This window comes from Desulfuromonas sp. (assembly GCF_002868845.1).
Taxonomy (GTDB): domain Bacteria; phylum Desulfobacterota; class Desulfuromonadia; order Desulfuromonadales; family BM501; genus BM501.
Genome location: NZ_PKUB01000046.1, coordinates 35272 through 53634, shown reverse-complemented (window position 1 = coordinate 53634; position 18363 = coordinate 35272). Strand labels below are relative to the sequence as shown.

The 18363-nt window shown below is 63.5% G+C and carries 17 protein-coding genes and 1 tRNA gene; 13 read left to right on the top strand and 5 right to left on the bottom strand.

All coding sequences use genetic code 11. The features are described 5' to 3' along the window. Positions 1-390: 390 nt before the first annotated feature. Genes C0617_RS14220 through nadB form a run of 3 tightly spaced genes read right to left on the bottom strand, consistent with a single transcriptional unit; the run spans position 391 to position 2524 of the window. On the bottom strand, positions 391-600 hold the full coding sequence (locus C0617_RS14220) for a hypothetical protein (protein ID WP_291317700.1): 210 nt from the start codon (positions 598-600) through the stop codon (positions 391-393). 5 nt (positions 601-605) lie between these two features. Beyond that, positions 606-878 (bottom strand): chorismate mutase, encoded by a 273-nt coding sequence (locus tag C0617_RS14215; RefSeq protein WP_291317699.1) that lies wholly within the window; start codon positions 876-878, stop codon positions 606-608. A 47-nt stretch (positions 879-925) separates the two neighbouring features. Continuing rightward, positions 926-2524 carry an L-aspartate oxidase gene (nadB, locus tag C0617_RS14210; RefSeq protein ID WP_291317698.1) on the bottom strand — a complete coding sequence of 533 codons (1599 nt, stop codon included), beginning with the start codon at positions 2522-2524 and terminating at the stop codon, positions 926-928. Positions 2525-2723: 199 nt separating this feature from the next. Here nadB and C0617_RS14205 point away from each other — a divergent pair, with 199 nt between their 5' ends. From C0617_RS14205 to C0617_RS14185, 5 genes are all read left to right on the top strand, one after another. Continuing rightward, positions 2724-3305, top strand: a complete 582-nt coding sequence (locus tag C0617_RS14205; protein ID WP_291317697.1) for a lytic transglycosylase domain-containing protein — start codon at positions 2724-2726, stop codon at positions 3303-3305. Next, a complete protein-coding gene (gene pgsA / locus C0617_RS14200; protein ID WP_291317696.1) occupies positions 3302-3889 on the top strand; it encodes a CDP-diacylglycerol--glycerol-3-phosphate 3-phosphatidyltransferase in 588 nt (195 codons plus the stop codon). The genes C0617_RS14205 and pgsA overlap by 4 nt, the downstream gene beginning before the upstream one ends. A gap of 102 nt (positions 3890-3991) precedes the next feature. Continuing rightward, positions 3992-4066: transfer RNA gene (locus C0617_RS14195), tRNA-Gly, on the top strand. A gap of 57 nt (positions 4067-4123) precedes the next feature. Beyond that, positions 4124-4618 (top strand): YbaK/EbsC family protein, encoded by a 495-nt coding sequence (locus C0617_RS14190; RefSeq protein ID WP_291317695.1) that lies wholly within the window; start codon positions 4124-4126, stop codon positions 4616-4618. Between the two features lie 127 nt (positions 4619-4745). Next, positions 4746-5267 carry a ferritin family protein gene (locus C0617_RS14185; RefSeq protein ID WP_291317694.1) on the top strand — a complete coding sequence of 174 codons (522 nt, stop codon included), beginning with the start codon at positions 4746-4748 and terminating at the stop codon, positions 5265-5267. Positions 5268-7850: 2583 nt separating this feature from the next. On the opposite strand, the gene C0617_RS14180 is transcribed toward C0617_RS14185, so the two are convergent. Next, a complete protein-coding gene (locus C0617_RS14180) occupies positions 7851-8618 on the bottom strand; it encodes a protein-L-isoaspartate(D-aspartate) O-methyltransferase (RefSeq protein WP_291317693.1) in 768 nt (255 codons plus the stop codon). A 222-nt stretch (positions 8619-8840) separates the two neighbouring features. On the opposite strand from C0617_RS14180, the gene C0617_RS14175 reads away from it, so the two are divergent. From C0617_RS14175 to C0617_RS14145, 7 genes are all read left to right on the top strand, one after another. After that, a complete protein-coding gene (locus C0617_RS14175) occupies positions 8841-9632 on the top strand; it encodes a TlyA family RNA methyltransferase (RefSeq protein ID WP_291317692.1) in 792 nt (263 codons plus the stop codon). A 22-nt stretch (positions 9633-9654) separates the two neighbouring features. Beyond that, a complete protein-coding gene (locus C0617_RS14170; RefSeq protein WP_291317691.1) occupies positions 9655-10785 on the top strand; it encodes a DNA repair exonuclease in 1131 nt (376 codons plus the stop codon). Beyond that, the gene (locus tag C0617_RS14165; protein ID WP_291317690.1) at positions 10782-12998 is read left to right on the top strand and encodes an AAA family ATPase; all 2217 of its coding nucleotides are present in this window, start codon (positions 10782-10784) and stop codon (positions 12996-12998) included. Before C0617_RS14170 ends, C0617_RS14165 begins: the two co-directional genes overlap by 4 nt. Next, complete coding sequence (locus C0617_RS14160; protein ID WP_291317689.1) at positions 12976-13320, top strand: histidine triad nucleotide-binding protein; 345 nt, start codon at positions 12976-12978, stop codon at positions 13318-13320. Before C0617_RS14165 ends, C0617_RS14160 begins: the two co-directional genes overlap by 23 nt. Before the next feature lie 48 nt (positions 13321-13368). Further along, positions 13369-14001: an NnrU family protein gene (locus C0617_RS14155; RefSeq protein ID WP_291317688.1), complete on the top strand. Its 633-nt coding sequence runs from the start codon at positions 13369-13371 to the stop codon at positions 13999-14001. A 164-nt stretch (positions 14002-14165) separates the two neighbouring features. Continuing rightward, positions 14166-15590 carry an HD domain-containing protein gene (locus tag C0617_RS14150; protein WP_291317687.1) on the top strand — a complete coding sequence of 475 codons (1425 nt, stop codon included), beginning with the start codon at positions 14166-14168 and terminating at the stop codon, positions 15588-15590. A gap of 32 nt (positions 15591-15622) precedes the next feature. Then, positions 15623-16708 (top strand): polysaccharide deacetylase family protein, encoded by a 1086-nt coding sequence (locus C0617_RS14145; RefSeq protein ID WP_291317686.1) that lies wholly within the window; start codon positions 15623-15625, stop codon positions 16706-16708. A 9-nt stretch (positions 16709-16717) separates the two neighbouring features. Here the strand turns inward: C0617_RS14145 and C0617_RS14140 are convergent, their stop codons facing one another. Further along, positions 16718-17620 (bottom strand): glucosaminidase domain-containing protein, encoded by a 903-nt coding sequence (locus tag C0617_RS14140; protein ID WP_291317685.1) that lies wholly within the window; start codon positions 17618-17620, stop codon positions 16718-16720. A gap of 283 nt (positions 17621-17903) precedes the next feature. Between C0617_RS14140 and C0617_RS14135 the strand changes: the two genes are divergently transcribed. After that, entirely contained in the window at positions 17904-18320 is a 417-nt protein-coding gene (locus tag C0617_RS14135) for a secondary thiamine-phosphate synthase enzyme YjbQ (protein WP_291317684.1), read from the top strand. The last annotated feature ends 43 nt before the right edge of the window (positions 18321-18363 follow it).

Below are 18363 nucleotides of genomic sequence, written 5' to 3'. Positions count from 1 at the left end.
GTGCTGCCCTGAAGAGAGAGGGTTCGTCCCGAACGTGCCGGAGCACGAACGGTCCACCTCGTTTGCGGGTCTATGGTCGGAACGTCCTGAGGGGACGCCACCATCAACACAGACACCTTAACACAACTGGGGCCGAACGGCAAACCGCCCCCAGGGAAGCCTGAAATTCCTGTTCCGAAAGTCGAGAGACAACTCAGGTCAGGGTCTTCCAGGTCTGTTCCAGACCATAGCAGACGGCAGCGACCCACCCTGCTCCACTGGGATTGCCGGCTGCTAAAGCAAGAGCCTCCTAGTTTCAATGACTTGGAGGCTCTTGGGGGCGCTGGCGGGGTCTTTGTTGTGCGGGTCCCACCCGCCGCAAGCCACCGGGGGGATTCGGAGGAGAGGGTGCTACTCCTCCTCGGGGATCTTGAACACCTCCAGGACCCCCGCCTGCGCCTTGAGCCTGGCCGGGTCGAAGTTTTGGGTGTCGCCGATGACCCCGATGATGACCCGGTTGGCGCCGGTGGACTGGTGAAAGTCGAAGTCGTTGTCCACGAGGTACTGCTTGACCCCCTGGAGCTGCTCCTCGGTGACGCTATTCTTCATGATCACGAGCATGGTCGTTACTTTCCTTTCGTCCGGATGCGTTCGAGGCGGCGCGACTCGTCGATAACCCTTTCGAAGAGGCGCACGATGGCCTCGTCCTCGAGGGGGCCGGGGTTGACCGCCTTCATCTTCTCGAAAATAAGCTTTTCCCGCTTCGGGTCGTAAACCGGGATATCGAGCTCCTTCTTGATCTTCCCGATGGCCAGGGCCAGTGAGGCCCGTTCGTTGAAGATGCGCAGAAGTTCGCCGTCGAGGCGGTCGATCTCTTTGCGGATGGTGTCGATGTCCAAAATGCTCTCCCGTCTGTGGCGCGCCTCGTCCCCGAAGCCGGTTCCGCCTAGAGTCCCTTGCTCACCACTGTGTCGCGTTTCCAGTTGCCGTCGTCCGTGTCGGGGTAGTCGATGGTGTAGTGCAGACCCCGGCTTTCGTGGCGTTCAAGGGCGCAGCGAACGATGAGCTCGGCGATGGTGGCGATGTTGCGCAGTTCGATGAGGTCGGAGGTGATGAGGAAGTCCCAGTAGTAGTCGGTGATCTCCTCTTGAATCATGGTGATGCGCCGCAGGGCTCGCACCAGGCGCTTGTTGGAGCGCACGATGCCGACATAGTTCCACATGGAGCGGCGTATCTCGTCCCAGTTGTGGGCGACCACCACCTCTTCGTCGCTGCAGGTGGCGCTGCCGCAGTCCCAGGGTTCGATGGAGGGGAAGGGGGGGAGGTGGTCGGTCACGCGTTCGATGCAGCGGATCGCGGCGCGGTTTCCGTAGACCACGCCCTCGAGAAGGCTGTTGCTGGCGAGGCGGTTGGCGCCGTGAAGGCCGGTGCAGGAGGTCTCCCCGATGGCGAAGAGGTTGCCGATGTTGGTCTCGCCCCAGGTGTCGACCACGACCCCGCCGCACAGGTAGTGGGCCGCGGGGACGACGGGAAGGGGATCGACGGTCATGTCGATGCCGAAGGAGAGGCAGGTCTCGTAGATGTTGGGAAAGCGCTCTTTTATGTAGTCGGGGCCCTTGTGCGTGATGTCGAGGAAAACGCAGTCGTCGCCGTGGACCTTCATCTCGTTGTCGATGGCGCGGGCGACGACGTCCCGGGGGGCGAGGTCCTTCAGCTTGTGGTATTCGCCCATGAAGGCCGTGCCGTCTCTGCGCTTGAGGATCGCCCCCTCGCCCCGTACCGCCTCGGAGATGAGAAACCGCTTGGCGTGGGGGTGGAAGAGGGTGGTCGGATGGAACTGCATGAACTCCATATTGGCGATGGAGGCCCCGGCCCGGTAGGCCATGGCGACCCCGTCTCCGGTGGCCACGTCGGGGTTGCAGGTGTAGAGGTAGACCTTGCCGGCCCCGCCGGTGGCGAGGACGGTGAATCGGGCGCCGAAGGTGATCACATCGTTGCCGGGGATGTCGAGGACGTAGGCGCCGAGGCAGCGGTTGGGCAGGATCTGCCGGTTGGCTGTCTTGGCCTCGGTGATCAGGTCGATGGCGATGTGGTTTTCGTAGAGGGTGATGTTGGGGTGCTTGCGGACCGCCTCCACCAGGGCTCGCTCGATCTCCCTCCCGGTGATGTCCTTGGAGTGAAGGATGCGCCGGTGGCTGTGGCCCCCCTCACGGGTGAGGTCGTAGTTGTCGTCCTCCCCCCGTGTGAACTCGACCCCCCAGTCGATGAGGTCCCGGATCGCCTCGGGGCCGCTCTCCACGACCATGCGCACGACGTCCTCGTGGGAGAGGAAGGCACCGGCCACCATGGTGTCCTCGGCGTGGGCATCGAAAGAGTCGTGTTCGGAGAGGACCGCGGCGATGCCTCCCTGGGCGAGGTTCGTGGCGGTCTCGGACATGTCCCGCTTGGTGACCACGGCGACCGTGCCGCGATCGGCAACTTTCAGGGCGTAGGAAAGCCCGGCGATGCCGCTGCCGATGACCAGGAAGTCGGAGGTAATCTTCATGGGAATCCTCATGATATGGGGAGTCGGCCCGGAGAATCGAAGGGGGCGACGGGTCGCGGCCGAAACCCTCATGGGGGCCGGAACGAAGTTGACATTATCCTTGCCCGCAGAGGGGCTGTCAAGGCCTTTGGTGGGGGTAAATAGGTTGAAATACAATGCCTTCTGGGCTATAGTCCAAGACGAAACGGCGGGAGGGACGATGCTTCAGAAGACCAGGCCCGGGACGATCGCTTGCTTGACCTTGTTCATGCTCGGCGTGGCGTTCGGACAGGCGAGGGGGGACGTCTACCGGTATGTGGATGCCGACGGGGTCCTCCACTTCACCAACACGCCCACCGTCAGCCAGTACAGCTTCTACATGAAGGAGAGCAGCTCCGGGAGCAGGCTCGAAGACATTATCGGCCACTACGCCGCCATGTTTGCCCTTGACGAGAACTTGGTGCGGGCGGTCATCAAGGCCGAGTCCGATTTCGACCCGAGGGCCGTCTCCAGCAAGGGGGCCCTCGGACTGATGCAGCTCCTTCCCGAAACGGCCCGGGAGATGGACGTTGGCAACCCCTTGAACGCCGAGGAGAACATCCGCGGCGGCAGCCGCTACCTGCGCCAGATGCTCGATCAGTTCCAGGGCGACCTGACCCTCGCTCTGGCCGCCTACAACGCCGGACCGGGCGCCGTGCGCCGCCACGGCGGCATTCCCCCCTACCGGGAGACGCGCACCTACGTGGACCGGGTGCTCAAGTACTTCGAACGCTACCGACAGGACAAGGACACCCTTTTATGAGCCTGCGCTCCGGCCTTTTGAATCTACCCAACCTGCTGACCCTGGGGCGCATCGCCGCTGTGCCCCTCCTGGTGGTGCTGCTCCTTTTCGAAAGCCGGAGCAACTGCATTTGGGCGGCCGCCGTGTTCGGAGTCGCCGCCATTACAGACTGGCTCGACGGATGGCTGGCCCGCCGCTGGCAGGTCGTTACGGTGCTGGGGAAGTTTCTCGACCCGCTCGCCGACAAGCTGCTCGTCATGGCGGCCATGATCATGCTCATTCCCCTGGACCGCGTGCCGGCCTGGGCGGTTTTCTGCATTCTCGCCAGGGAGATGCTGGTCACAGGGCTGCGCTCCATCGCCTCCTCCGAGGGGATCGTCATCGACGCGAGCAACCTGGGCAAATACAAGACCATTATCCAGATGACCGCGTTGCCCGGCCTGCTCCTTCATTACGACTACTACTGGCTGTTCGGGATCGAGTGGGAACTGTTCCACGTCAACATGCACAACTTCGGAATCTTTTATTTTTACATCGCCTTCGCCCTGACGATCTGGTCGGGAGCCGATTACCTGTTCAAATTCTCCAAAGTTATCGCCAAGTAAGGTCTTTTAGGCGCGGCTGAAAAAGGGGCGAATTTTTTGTTGACTTGCCCGGGGCCTTTTGCTATTAATTACCTCGCTCGCCGCGGCGGGCACCCAGAATGAGCGGGAATAACTCAGTGGTAGAGTGCAACCTTGCCAAGGTTGAAGTCGCGGGTTCGAATCCCGTTTCCCGCTCCAAAAAACACGAACCCCAGGACCTGTCGGTCCTGGGGTTTTTACTTTCGGGGAGGCGACATGCCCACCTTCGACGACGTGCGGCGGCACCTTTGCGAACGGGGCATTCCGGTCCGGCATTTCGAGCAGTCCACTCCCAACGCCGAGATGGCGGCCCGTGCCGTGGGGTGCTCCGTGGCGGAGATCGCCAAAAGCATGCTCCTGTTCGTCGGCGGGCACCCCTGCCTCGTGGTGACGTCCGGGGATGCCAAGGTCAGGAGTTCACAGCTCAAAAAGGCCGTTGGACGGAAAGGGAAGGTCCTCTTCCCCGCGGCCGACGAGGTCTATGAACTGACCGGCTACGTCCCCGGCGGGGTCTGTCCCTTTCTCCTGCCCGAGGGACTTGAGATTCTCCTCGACACCTCCCTGCGCCGTTTTACCACCGTTTACCCGGCCGCCGGAGACGACCATTCGGCCGCGGCGATCAGCTTCGAGATGCTTCTCGATCTGACCGGTGGAAGGGAAGTTGCCGTGTGCGGCATTGCACAGGATGCCGGCCCAACGATCCAAATGTGACGGCGGCCACTTTTTTCTGGCGTGGCCGGCGGGTTTTTCCTATCATGAGGCGAAACGCGTGCGGAGACTTTTCCTTCTTGCGGGGCAACGGACCGGGCGCAACGAATCGACCTTGGGAGGCAACACGATGGAAAACACCACGGGCCAGGACAGCCCTGGCTTGAGCCGCACCTTTCTCCAGAAATGCGTCTCCATCGAGGAAACCGTCGCCGCCATCTATCGGGGGTTCCTGGAGACGGTTCCCTGCGACGAGGAGCTGAAGACGATCTGGCTTCGCATGGCCGGTGAAGAGGACGATCATGCCGCCCAGATTCGCCTCGCCTTGCGTCTGCCCATCAAGGAGGCCTTTCGTGGGCAGAAGGTCTCCATGGCTCAAATGGAACAGCTTCTCAACCGGGCCCGCTCGATCCTAGAGGGAGTCCGAAGCTCCCCTCCCCGGGTGGAAGACGCGCTGCGCATCGCCATGAAACTGGAGCAGGATTTTCTTCATGTTCACATCGAGTCTGCGGCCGAGTTCGCCGAGGACTCGCTGCGCCGCATGTTCGCCGCCCTTGGGCAGGAGGACGAGAAGCACAAAGTTGCCCTCGAAGGCTATTTCCGGAAACACTTTGCCCGCAAAAACCCCGGTGCCGGAAAGACAGTCTCCTGACCCAGAATCCCCTGGCATAGCCGGATCAGAGTCCCACGAATCGCTCTTGCTCGGCCCGTCCCTTTCCGGGGGCGGGCCGTTTTTTGGGGAATCATCCGTGAATTGCGGGGCCCGCGTTTTGCCCGACATGGTGTCTGGAACTTCCCAACCCGCCGAATTCCCAAAAGGCTTGCCTCGCTCCAGCTGCATCACAAGACAGATATATCTACTCCCCCCGCGTCCTATAGAGTTAGCTTCGCCATCCTGCCAAGGAGGCTGCGGCGTAGGCGAGAGCCGCGCTCAGCAGGATTGAGGAAAACCCGAATTCCACGGCGAGGATCGGNGAGAGGCAGCCGTTGACCCCCCAGGCCCAGGGCAGATCCGCTTCGCGTAGACCGGCGAGGTGTTTCAGGCCAAGGGGGAAGGGGAAGCCCATGGCGAAGGCAGGCGGAGCCAGAAGGATGAGGGTGCAAAAGAGTCTGGCTTCCAGGGGAAAGGAAAGGGTTTCGGCCAGCAGGGGCTTCAGAATGAAAGAGAAGATGAGGAGCAGGGCGGCGACCCTGGCGGCGGCGCGGGTCGGGCTGCAGGGTGTTTTCCCGGACCGGGAGGAAGCCAGGCTGCCTAGGCCGGAAAAGGTCAGGACCGTTGTGATGACCGCGGCGGCGGCGAGAATCGGGTGGCCGAGATAAAGGACGAAATGATGGATGAGGGCCATCTCCACGAGCATGTATCCCGTGCCGAGCCCCCCGAAATAGAAAAAGATCCGCAGCCGTTTCCCCCTGCGCCAGCCGATGCGCGCCAGGGGAAGAATAATCAGCGCTCCCGCCGATAGTGCCAGCTGGATAAAGGTGGCCACGGCAAGAAAGTAGCCCATCTCCAGAAAGGGAATCGAGCGGTCGCCGAACTGACGGGCCAGGCCGGGTAGACGGGCCAGGCGCACGAACTGGGAAAAGAAGGGGCGGTCGTCCACGGGTGGGCTCAGGCGGAAGGGGGAGCCGGTTTCGGGGCCGGCCCTGTTAGGATCGATCAGCCACTCGAGCAGGGAGAAGAACCGCCGGTCCTCCAGGCGGTGATGGCGTTCTCTTTCGATGGGCGATAGGCCGGGGAGAAGCGCCGGGTCGAAGAGGAGGGCGTCGCAAAGGATGCGGATTCTCCGCAGTTGGTCATCGGTCAGGGGCGAGCGGCTTGCGCAGAAGGTGATTGTGCCCCAGGAGCGAATCGCGGCCAGATGGTCCGCAGGGCTTTCCGTCCCTCGAAGAGCCAGGGCTTCGGCGAGGGTTGCAGCCAGGCGAAGCGGGGCGCGGGCAGGGTAGTCGATCCAGGCGCTGGCGCAGAGGATCCCCTCGGGGGTCAGGTGGTCCCACATCTGTCCGAACGCCTCCAGGGTGAGGATGTTCTGTTCGCGGAGGGCGGCCATCCCGACCCCGCCGCCGAAGCTGCCGATCGAAGGCAGAACGACGAGGTCGTACCGCTGGTTGTCCGTTGCCAGCCAGCTGCGCGGCTCGACCGCGGCGACGGTCACCGCAGGGCCGCCGTAGGGAGACTCGGCTGACAGTTCCGCCAAGGTTTCAAGGACCGCACGATGGGGCTCCACGGCAACCACATGTTTCGCTCCCCGGGAAAGGGCTTGAGCTACCTCCATGCCGGTACCGGCATGGAGGACGAGGACCCTTTTCGGGGCGTTGAGGGCATAGGGGAGCGCTGAGGTGGTAAAGTCGAGCAGATGGGGGCGGCCTTTCCGGCCCTTCCGGGGCACCGCCCCGAACCAGTCTCCGTTGACAAAAAGGGCCGCCGTGGTCGGGATTTCCCCGGTGAAGGCGAGGCTCAGGCCGGGCGCATGGCGCAGGGCCGGGGCGGAGACGAGTTGGACCAGTCCCATGGGGCTGGGGCGCTGGGCGTCGACGTGCGCCCCGGGCAGGTCCATGGCTCGACTCAGATCCTTGTAAGGGGAAAGGGGCAGGGGGGAGGGACAGGCCAGCAGGAACAGGGCCGCGGCCAGAGCTGACAGCCCGGCCGCGGCGAGGGGGACGGCCCCCTTGCGAGGAAGGACCAGCCAGCCGGCGGCGATGCTGAACAGAGCCGTGACCGGGGCCAGCCTCTCGGGTTCCAGGGCGCCGAGGAGCAGCAGGGCGACCGCGCCTCCCAGGCCCGAGCCAAGGAGATTGGCGAAATACAAGGTCCCGATCCTCTCGACGTGGCGCACGAAGACGAGGCCGAGGGCCAGCGCCCCGAGGAAGAAGGGGACCCCCGCAAGGAGGTTGACCAGGGCCAGGCGTCCGGCCTGGGCGGGCTCTGCGAAGAGCAGGTAGGTGTCGAATCCCCCCATGGCACCGTGGGAGAGGCTCACCCCGAGAGGCTGGGCGGCCCCGCTGGCGAACAGGCACAGGGGGAGCAGCCATTCGATCCGTTTCAGGAGCGCTTTTCTGGCGAGGGCCAGGAGCGTTCCCGATGCTCCGAAGCCGAGGAGCGCCACGGAGATGACCATGGCGGCGAAATGGTGCCACTGGGTTAGGGAAAGGATCTGCATCAGGGCCAGCTGAAAGGAGATGATCGCCACCGAGTGAAGGGCCACTGCGGTTCCCAGGAGGAACGTCGCAGGCAGCCTCACCGGGGCCTCCGCAGGGGGACGAAGCGAACCGGCAGCAGGACCCGGGTGCTCGTCTTCCCTCCTTCCTTCTCCACCAGCAGGAGCCGTTGCACGAAGAATGGGGAGCCGACGGGGATGACCATCCGACCGCCATCGGCGAGTTGCTCCAGAAGGGGCGGAGGGACGAATTCCGCTGCCGCTGTGACCACGATGGCGTCGAAGGGGGCCTCCTGCGCCCAGCCGTGGTAGCCGTCCCCCTCGCGCAGCCGGATCCCTGTGTAACCTAGGTTTTTCAGTCGGCTCGCTGCGCTCTGCGCCAGTTCGGGGATGATTTCCAGGGAAAAGACTTCGGCGCCCGCCGCGGCCAGTACCGCCGCCTGGTACCCCGAACCGGTGCCGATTTCCAGGATGCGCACTCCGGGACGGGGGCGGACCTGCTCGGTCATGAATGCGACGATGAAGGGCTGGGAGATGGTCTGGCCGAAGCCGATGGGCAGGGGGAGGTCTTCGTAGGCCCTGGCCGCAAGTTTCGGGGGAACGAAGAGATGGCGGGGGACCTCGGCCATGGCCCGCAGGGTGGCCGGGTCCGTGATGCCCCTGTCACGGATCTGTCGCTCCGCCATGCGCGCCCGGGAACGCTGGAACTTGTCCGGTCCAGGCGTTGCGGCGGCATCGGGGCAGGGCGGAGGGAGCACCAACCCGGTCAGGAGTGCGAGGACGATGCAACTCCAAAGCCTTGGCGGCAGGGCCGCCTCCGGCCGTCCTGTCGCGGGGGGCCTTGCCATGGGACCCTTCCTTTCGAGACGGAGAAAACCCGATTCGGGAGCCGGCATTTCGAGAGGGGACGTCGGTCCGCCGGCACTTTTCAGTATACACGCCATGAGAGACAATTCAGGCCCCTTCGATAGGGGCAAAACGGTTGCTCCTGCCCCCCCCCTGTGCTACCTTGAAGTCCATTTTGGCCAAGGGCCGGCACGCCGGCCGCATCCTCCCTGTGGACCCGGAGATTGAGAAGAGAACGGCTCGACAAACTGTTGGTGGAACGGGGTCTTGTCCAATCCCGGGAGCGGGCCCGCGCCATCATCCTTGCGGGCAAGGTCGTCGTTGAAGACCATGCCGTCGACAAGGCCGGCACCAGGTTTCCAGTCGATGCCCGCCTGCGCCTGAAGGGGGAAGACCTCCCCTACGTTTCCCGGGGAGGCCTGAAGCTCGAGAAGGGCCTGGAGGCCTTCGGGGTGAAGGTTTCGGGGAGGGCGGCCCTCGATGTCGGAGCCTCCACGGGCGGTTTTACCGACTGCCTGCTTCAGCGCGGCGCGGCCCGGGTCTACGCGGTCGACGTCGGCTACGGACAATTGGCCTGGAAGCTGCGCAACGACCCGCGGGTGGTCAACCTGGAGCGGACCAACATCCGCGACCTGGACGCAGGTCGACTCGATCAAAGTCCAGACCTGGCGGTGATCGACGCCTCCTTCATCTCCCTCGAAAAGGTTCTCCCCAACACCCTCTCCCTGCTCGCCGATGGCGCAGAGGTCGTCGCCCTGGTCAAGCCCCAGTTTGAGGTCGGCAAGGGAAAGGTCGGCAAGGGGGGTGTGGTGCGGGACGAGGAGCAGCACCGGGAGGTGTTGGAGAAGGTTCGGGAGGCCGCTTGCGCCCTCGGCTGCGAGGTGCTGGGGACGACCGACAGTCCGATCCTCGGGCCCAAGGGGAACCGCGAGTTCCTGGTCCACCTGCGCAAGGGGACCGCCGGGGAAGGGGGAGAATTGCCCGCCGGGGAACCCGCCTCCGGGTCCCGTTCATGAAAACACGTTTTGGGGGATTTCCGTGATTCGCCTTTTGCATACCGCCGATCTGCATCTTGACGCGGCTTTTCCTTCCCTTGGGGATCGGGAAGAGGCCCGTCGGGACGATTTTCTCGTCACCTTTGACCGACTCGTCGACCTGGCCCTGGAGAGGGAGGTCGATCTGTTCCTTGTGGCCGGTGACCTGTTCGACTCGTGGCAACCTTCGCTCCCTGCCGTTGAAAGGGTTCAGGCCGGGCTCCAGAGTCTCGTCGAAGAGGGGGTCGTCCCGGTCCTGCTTCCCGGCACCCACGACTGCGTCACCACCGAGGAGTCCGTCTACCGGAAGACCGCTTTTCCCGGCGCGGTTCTTCTCGACGGGCCCCGGGTGGATGAACCAGCCGTCCTTTCGGTCCGGGGACAGGACGTGCTCCTTTACGGCTTCGCTTTTCGGGCCCATGCCTCCGAGGGAGCCCTGGGCACCATGGTCCGGCGCGACCGGGAAGCCCTTCACATCGGCCTGTTGCACGGCTCTCGGCAGGGTAGTCCGGAATGGGACTACCGGCAAAAGGACCTTCCCTTCACCATGGAGGAACTCCGGGGGTGGGAGCTGGACTACCTGGCGCTGGGGCACTATCACAACTTCGAAATTCTCGAAGAGGATGGCCGGGTTCTCGGCTGCTACCCCGGTTCCCCGGAAGCAAAACGGTTCGGTGAGGAAGGACAGCGCTGGTGCGCCATTGTCTCCCTCGATGGGACAGGGGCCTCGGTCGAGAGGGTGGAGGTCGGCCGGCGCCGCCTGGAGAAGGGCACCATTGACCTGGGTGCATGCGGCGGCCAGGAGGGGGTCGTCGGTGCGATCGACGACCTGGCCTCCCCCGACCTCTTGCTGCGCCTCAGTCTGACCGGGATCGTCGAAACCCCCATCGAGACCGAACGTCTGCTCGAACGGTGCCGCGACGGCTTTTTTCATCTTGAGATCCGCGACCGGACCCGGATGTTCGACAGCCGGTTTGTCCAGCAGATCGAGGAAGAAGAGACGGTGAGGGGGGTCTTCGTGCGCAAGGTCCGGGAATTTATGGAACAGATTCCATCCAACGAGAGGGAAGAGGTCGAGGCCGCTTTTCGTGAGGTTCTGGTCCGCTTTCAGTCGTTTGGTGGGAGGCAGGCATGATCCTTCGCAGCCTGGAACTGAATCACTTCGGGAAATTCGGACAGCGCACCTTCGAATTTCGGAAGGGCATGAACCTGGTCGCCGGACCCAACGAGGCCGGAAAATCGACCTTGATGGAGGCCATTCCCGCGGCCCTGTTCGGCGTTCGCGACAAGAGCCGGTTCCTTCCCTGGGGGCGTCATGGCGGGACCGGGGTCGCCCTGGTCCTGGAAGGCAACGGCCGCACTGTGCGGATCGAACGGGACATCCAAAGCGACCATGTTCAGTTGACCGAGCGGGACGATCTTTACCAGACCCTTTATCATTTCGAGGGGAAGGTCGCTCCGGGGGGGCGTTCCTCCGAGCGTGCCGAATACCTCTCCCAGCTCTGTCGCCTGCTTGGCATCGCCGAGGACGAAGTGTTCCGGGCGTCGCTTTTTTTCGGGCAGGGCAGCCTGGAGCCGGGAAGACGGGGGGGGATTCCCGGGAAAATCAAATCGCTCTTATCCGGTTTTGTCGAAGTAGATTACGATAAGGTCCTCGCTTCCCTGCAGGAGGACCACTTCGCCATCACTCGTCACAACCCTTGGGGAAAGGACAAGACCAAGGACCGGGAGATCGAAAAGGTTCGAGAGCGTCTCGGGGGGCTGGAGAAAGAGTGGTTCGCAGGGGATGAGACCGCCCGGGAACTCGAAGGGCAGCGCGCCAGCATCGAGGAATTGCGCGCGTCTATCGAGGCCGACCGGGAGGAATACGCCAAGGGCGAGCGGTATCTCGCCTGGGTGCGCAAGCAGTGGCAGCTGGAGGAGAAGGAGGAGATTCTCCGCAGGGACTTCAACCGGGTCAACAGGCAGACTGAAAAGGTCTCCGAGCTCAAGCGGCAGCGCCAGGAACTGGAGGGTGCCCTGGGTAAGACCGGGCTGCCCCGGCAGATACCCGGTGACCTGCCGGTCCTGCTCGCGGAGGCGGAGGAGGTCCGCAAGGAACTGATCAGCCTGCAGGGGGAGGCCGCTTCCCTGAGGGAAAAGCTGCTTGCCCATCGGGGCCCGCCGTGGGGACCACCGACGGGGCTTTCGTTTTTGTTCCTCGTCATTGGCGGAGGGTTGGCCTGGATCCGTCCGGGTTGGCTGGTCTCGGCTCTGGCCTGCGCGGGAATCGCGATTCTCCTGGTCCTTGTCGCCTATCTGCTGCAGGCGGGACGCAAGCGGGCTGAGCGGGGCCGCATCCAGGGGCAGGTGCTAGTCCTCGAGCGCAAACGCGAGGAGGCCCAGGCCAGGCTGGCCGGTCTCGACGAGCGCTTCGAGCTGCTCGGCATGTCCCCATCGGCCGTCGAAATCGTCAAGATGCAGAAGAACCTCGATCGCAGCCGCGACCTCTCCAGGCAGCTCAGCGAGGTGGAAAGCGCGCTGAAGGTTCTGGAGGAGGGAGAGGAACTGAGCCGGGATCGGGAGGACCTTACTCGGGAGTTGGCGGTTCTTGACGAGCGCCTGGAACAGGACAAGCCGTTGCGCAGCGCAGAGGTCATGCCCCTCGAAGATCTGCCCGGGGCCGAAGAGAAACTTCGGGCCCTGGGCGATAGCATCAGGGAGCGCGAAGAGCGGTTGGTCGAAATTTCTCAGCAGGAAGGCCGTCTTCAGGGGCGGGTGACGGATCGCAAGAGGATCGAGGAAGAGGGAGGCAGGCTCCGGGAAAGGGAGGCTCTTCTGGCCAAGCGGCAAAGGGCTCTCGCCCTTGGGTACGATCTGCTGTCCGAGGCGGTGGAGGATTTTCGAAAAAATTACCTGGACAAATTCGCTCAAGATGTGGGGCGGCAACTCAAGGGAGCGACCCTCGGCCGCTACGACAAGATCAAGGTCGGCGATGACTTCTCTCTGGCGCTCAAAACCAAGAGCGGCGACTGGCAGCCGGTCGATCGCTTCAGTTGCGGCACGGTCGACGCCGTGTACTTCGCGGTGCGCATTGCCCTGACCCGGCACCTTTCCCGCGACCGTGCCCTGCCTCTATTCCTTGACGATACCCTGGTGAACATGGACAGCTCCAGGCTCGGCGAGACTTTCAAGGTCCTGGAGAGACTCGGCCGCGAACACCAGATCCTTTTCTTCTCCCACGAGGAGAGGCTCCTCAAGTACGCAGCTCAAAGGCGCTGGAACGTGATATCCTTGGAACCATCGACGGCACCGCGCATTCCGGTTCAGGAAAGGAGTGAGGACGTTGGACAACTGCATCTTCTGTAAAATCATCGCCGGCGAACTGCCCGGCAAGGTCGTCTACGAGGATCCGATGGTGGTGGCGGTCGAGGACATCGACCCTCAGGCGCCTCACCACTACCTCATCTTTCCCCGCAAGCATCTGCCCACGACCCTCGACCTGACTGAGGGCGACGACCAGTTGGTCGGGCACGTCTTCCGGGTCGCCGCCAAGCTGGCCAGGGATCACGGTTTTGCCGAGAGGGGATTTCGGGTGGTGAATAATTGCAACGAAGGTGCCGGGCAGTCGGTCTGGCACATTCATTTCCACCTGCTCGGCGGTCGCGACCTGAGCTGGCCCCCCGGGTAGCGTCTTCTCCGCCAAGGGATACGGCCCCCACCCGATCGGAGAGAAGGTGTGAACGGGACGCTTGCTCTTCTTGCCCTTCTCTGGTGCATCTGGTGCGCACTCCATTCCCTGCTCGCCTCGCCGAGGGTCAAGGCCCGTCTCGGAAGGCTTCTGGGGAGGAGGGAAGGCCTCTACCGCCTCTGCTACAACCTTTTTGCCCTGGCAACCCTCATACCTCTCGGCCTCTGGAGCCTGAGCCTGCAGGGGAGGAACCTGCTGTCCTGGAGTTGGCCGTTCACTATTGTCCAGGCGATCCTCTGGGGCGCCGCAGCCGTCTTGTTCTGGGGCGGGGCGAGGGCCTACCCCGTGAGGGAGTTTCTCGGCCTGGGAAACCAGAGATCCCTGGGGGCGGGAGCCCGGGCGAGCGAGAACCGGCTGGAAAAAGCCGGCGTCCTCCGGATGGTCCGGCATCCCTGGTACCTGGCCGGGCTGATCCTGCTCTGGGCGAGGGATCTTGACCCGGCCGCCCTGGTGACCTCGGTGGTGTTCAGCCTTTACCTCGTAATCGGCGCCCATCTGGAGGAGAAAAGGCTGGTGGACGAGTTCGGCGAGGAATACCGCATTTACCAGAGAGAGGTTCCCATGTTCATTCCTTTTCGGGGCGGGCTTCGCTTTCGGCGGGGGGGCCGGAGAGACAGTTAATCGTTTTCCTTGTCACAGGCAGCCAGGACGAAGAGAAAGAGTCAACCTGCCCGTAAAACGGTCTTGAAGGGGTCTCCGTTCTCCATTAAGATAAGGGCAGAGTCAGGCAGGTAGGTTTTGCAGGGGGACGTGAATGGACGCAGCGGAGGAACGATTGCCCACCCATGACGCGCGACATGAGCAGCGCCTGGTCAACGAGATCATGGAGTTGCTGGTCACCCACTATGGGGGGGGGGCTGAGCGAGGAAGAGCTCGACCGGGGCATCGACGGTCTTCACCGGGTCATTCAACTGGCCCGCGCCTCCCACTCCGGACAGTTGCGCAAATCAGGGGAGCCGTACTTTTTCCATCCCCTGCGGGTGGCCCACCTGGCGGCCCGGCATTGGATGGATTTCGCTTCGGTCAACGCGGCTCTTCTGCACGACGTGGTGGAGGATACCCCGGTCACCCTGGCCGACGTGGTATCGGATTTCGGCGACGAGGTGGCCCTTCTGGTGAACGGGCTGACCAAGGCCATCGGGGCCGAACTCAGCCGGGAAGACCTGAAGGCGGAGACGTACCGCAAACAGCTTCTGGTGGCCATCGAGGACGTTCGGGTCCTTTGCCTCAAGTTCTGGGACCGGACCGACAACCTCCAGACGATCAGCGCCCTCAATCCCGAAAAACAGTCGCTTATTGCCGAAGAGACCCGCGCTGTCTACGTTCCGCTGGCCCGCCACCTCGGCATGGGCCTGGTCGCCTCTCGGCTCGACGCCCTTTCTCTCACCGTTCTCTACCCTCACCGGGCTGCCCGCTACCAAAATGCCGTCAAGGCGCTCATGAAGGAAGTCGAAGCCCCCTTGAGGAGGATTCGCTCCAAGATCCATGGCGCCTTCGAGCAGCAAAAGCTACCCGGGTTGCTGAAGGACCGCTGGCGCCCCTTCGCCGTCGCCGCAGCCCAATCGATGAACCGCGGTTTTTCCTCCCTTTACACTCTGGAGATCCAGGTCGACCGGACCATGGACGCCTATCTGGCACTCGGGCTTCTGCACAGCCTCTTCCCGCCCATCCCCGGGAAGTTGCGCGACCACCTCAACGTCCCCTCCCAGTTCGGCTACCAGGCCCTCAAGACGACGGTCCAGGCGGGCAAGTACCGCATGCGCGTTGAGGTGACGACCCGCAAGTTGGCCCGGTTCAACGAGGCCGGGGTTCTCGCGCCGGGCTTCGAGTTCCGCAAGAACAATTTCCAGGAGTTGATGCGGTCCCTTCTGGAGGGGGAGTCGGCCTTCGATACCGAGAGCCTGCGCCTGGCCTCCGCCTCCATCCAGGTCTATACCCCGCAAGGAGAAACGCGCACCCTTCCCGAGGGGAGCAGCGCCCTCGATTTCGCCTTCGACATTCACGAGCAACTCGGTCTGCGCGCCATCCGGGCCCGCATCAATGGCCAGACCCGGCTGCTCAAATCCCGCCTGATGGACGGCGACCAGGTTGCCATTGAACGGGCGGACTCCCCCCAGGTTCTTCCCAAATGGCTCGAATGGGCGGTCACCCCGAAGGCTCGCAACGCCATCCGCCGCTATCTCCGCAGTCGGGTCCGGAAAAAGCCGTAGGGCAGGGACCTGCCTCGCTTCGGAAAGAGACCTTGCGATTCCCGATCTCCTTTGTGGCCATTTTCCGCACCCTGGCCTGCCTCGGGCTTTTTCTGGCCCTATATCTCCAGGCCTTCGCCGCATCTGCAACAGCAGGTCAGGCCAACATCTTCATATACCACCGCTTCGGCGAGGCCCGCTACCCCTCGACCAACATTGCCCTCGATGTCTTTTCCGCCCAGCTACGGGAGCTTCGGGAGGGGGACTATTCCGTTCTGCCCCTCGGAGAGGTTGTGGATCGGTTGCGCTCCGGAGACCCCCTGCCGGAACGCTGCGCCTGCCTGACCGTGGACGACGCTTTTCGGAGCTTCCTTTCGGGGGCCATGCCTCTGCTGCGGCGCCATGGCTTCCCCGTGACCCTCTTCGTGAACACCGATGCCGTCGGGACTCCCGGCTACCTCGATTGGGATGAGCTGCGGGCGCTGGCCCGGGAGGGGGTCGAAATCGGGAATCACTCGGCCTCCCATGCCTACCTGGTGGAAAATCTCCCCGGAGAGGACGACAAAGCATGGCGGGAGCGGGTGGGGGGGGATTTGATCCGCGCCCAGCGGCAACTGGAGCGGGAGCTCGGAGGGACGTCACGGCTCTTCGCTTACCCCTATGGGGAGTATTCACCCGGGCTGCTCGAGGTGGTCAGGGACCTGGGGTTCTCCGGCGCAGCGGCACAGCAGTCCGGGGTTGCGGCCCATGGGGCGGATCTTTTCACCCTCCCACGCTTTCCCATGGGCGGAGCGTATGCCACCCTGGAGGGGTTCCGGGACAAACTCGCCATGAGGCACCTGGCGGTGAAGGTCGTCTCTCCGGTCAGCCCGATCATCGGGGCTGAGGACCCGCCGGTCCTGATCGTGGAGATCCCCGTCGGGGAGGTCGATCTCAGCCGGCTGCGCTGTTTCGTTCAGGGGCAGGGCGAGGCACGCATAAGTCGGGATCCGGCCGCACCGGGGAGGTTTCGCGTCCAGGCCCTGCAACTTCTCTCTGGAAGGCGCAACAAGTACACCCTGACTGCACCGTCCCTGGACGGCAGGCGGTGGTACTGGTTCAGCCAGTTGTGGGTTCGCAGGGGGACGGTGGAGCGGTGATCGGGGAGATCAGGAATTGCGCAGGGCGGCGGTGGCCAGGGAGTGCAGGTCGTTGCTGCGGATGATGGCCCGGATCTCTTCCACATAGGCCTCCTTCCGCGCCGAGTAGAGGGTCAGGCCCTCGGCGAGGTCGATGCCGCGCAGGGGCAGGCCGGCGGCACGGGCTTCGGCTCGGTGTTTGCGCAGGGAGGAGTAGGCCCGGTGGGTGTTGATGTTGCGGAAATAGGACCTGACCGAATCGTAGAGAGTGGCGAAGCGGCGCACTTCGTAGATGCTGCCGGCGGGGCGGTCCTTCGGGACCAGTCCGGTTCCCGGGGAGAAGGTCCATTCGCCGAACAGGTTGTTGGCCAGGCGCGCGAAGCGCGAAGTGCCGTAGCCCGATTCATTGGCGGCCTGGGCCAGGGCCATGGACGGAGGAATGATGTCCACCCTTTTCAACAGCCTCTTCCTGGCTCCGGGGGCGTTCAACGGATCTCCGGAGACCCGGTAGGACCGGGCCAGGGATTCGATCCAGGCGCGCTGCTCTGCGGAGAGGTCCCCCGTCTCCTGGTGAAGCTCAAGGAGGCGGATCAACTCCTCTCGCTGGGAAAGAATTTCCTCGTTGGCCATGAGCACCATGGGAAGCAGGGAGAGGAAGAAGATCCTTTTCTTTTCGCTGAGCTGGGGGATGCGGTCGAGATCGGCGGGCAGGATTTCCAGGATGAAGGCGGGAACGCCGTTGGCCAGCGTGTCCCAGTCGTAACCGTGGGAGGCGAGGAATTTTTTCAATTCACGGTGGTCGGCCGGCGAGACACTCGCCGGGGGCGCGGGAACGGGCCTCTCCGCAACCTGTTCGGCGGCCACCTCGGCCTGCGCGGGGGGGGCTTCGGTACAGCCGACCATGGGCAGTGAAAGGAGCGCCAGAAGAGCCAATACTATGTTTTTCAGATGCGATAACATATTAAGGATAAGGCTGGTGCAGGGCGAGCGGTGGCCCCGGGTCGCGGGTGTTCGGGTCTCCTTCTGAGTATGATGGGGATCACCCGCTTGTCAAGCTGGCCCCGTCGGATCCTGTCGTCGGGGCAGGCCCCCGATGGACTGAAAAAAGGCCCTGTCGGGTGAGCGAGGCCTTCAAACCAAGCATGCATATCACGGAATGTATTTTAATTCAACATCTAATTAAAGGGCGGCCCGGCTTTGCCGGGGGGAGGCGGGGATGAAATCGTATCGCAAAGAGTTGTGGTTTCAGGTGCCGACGCGCAGGGCCTATCTCAACATAACTCCCGACGTGGGGCGCTGCCTGGCCGAAAGCGGGATTCGTGAGGGGCTGGTCCTGGTCAATGCCATGCACATCACCGCATCGGTATTCGTCAACGACGACGAGCCGGGCCTGCATCACGACTTTGATCTCTGGCTGGAGAAACTCGCCCCCCATGAGCCCGTATCCGGCTATCGCCACAACGTGGGCGAGGATAACGCTGACGGCCACCTGAAGAGGCAGGTCATGGGGCGGGAGGCGGTGGTGGCGGTGACCGAAGGGGCGCTCGATTTCGGTCCCTGGGAGCAGATTTTCTACGGCGAGTTCGACGGCCGCCGGAAAAAGCGCGTCCTGGTCAAAATCATCGGGGAGTGATCTCCCGAGTGCCTCGGGCGGTTTGCCCGTGTGCTGATTCAGG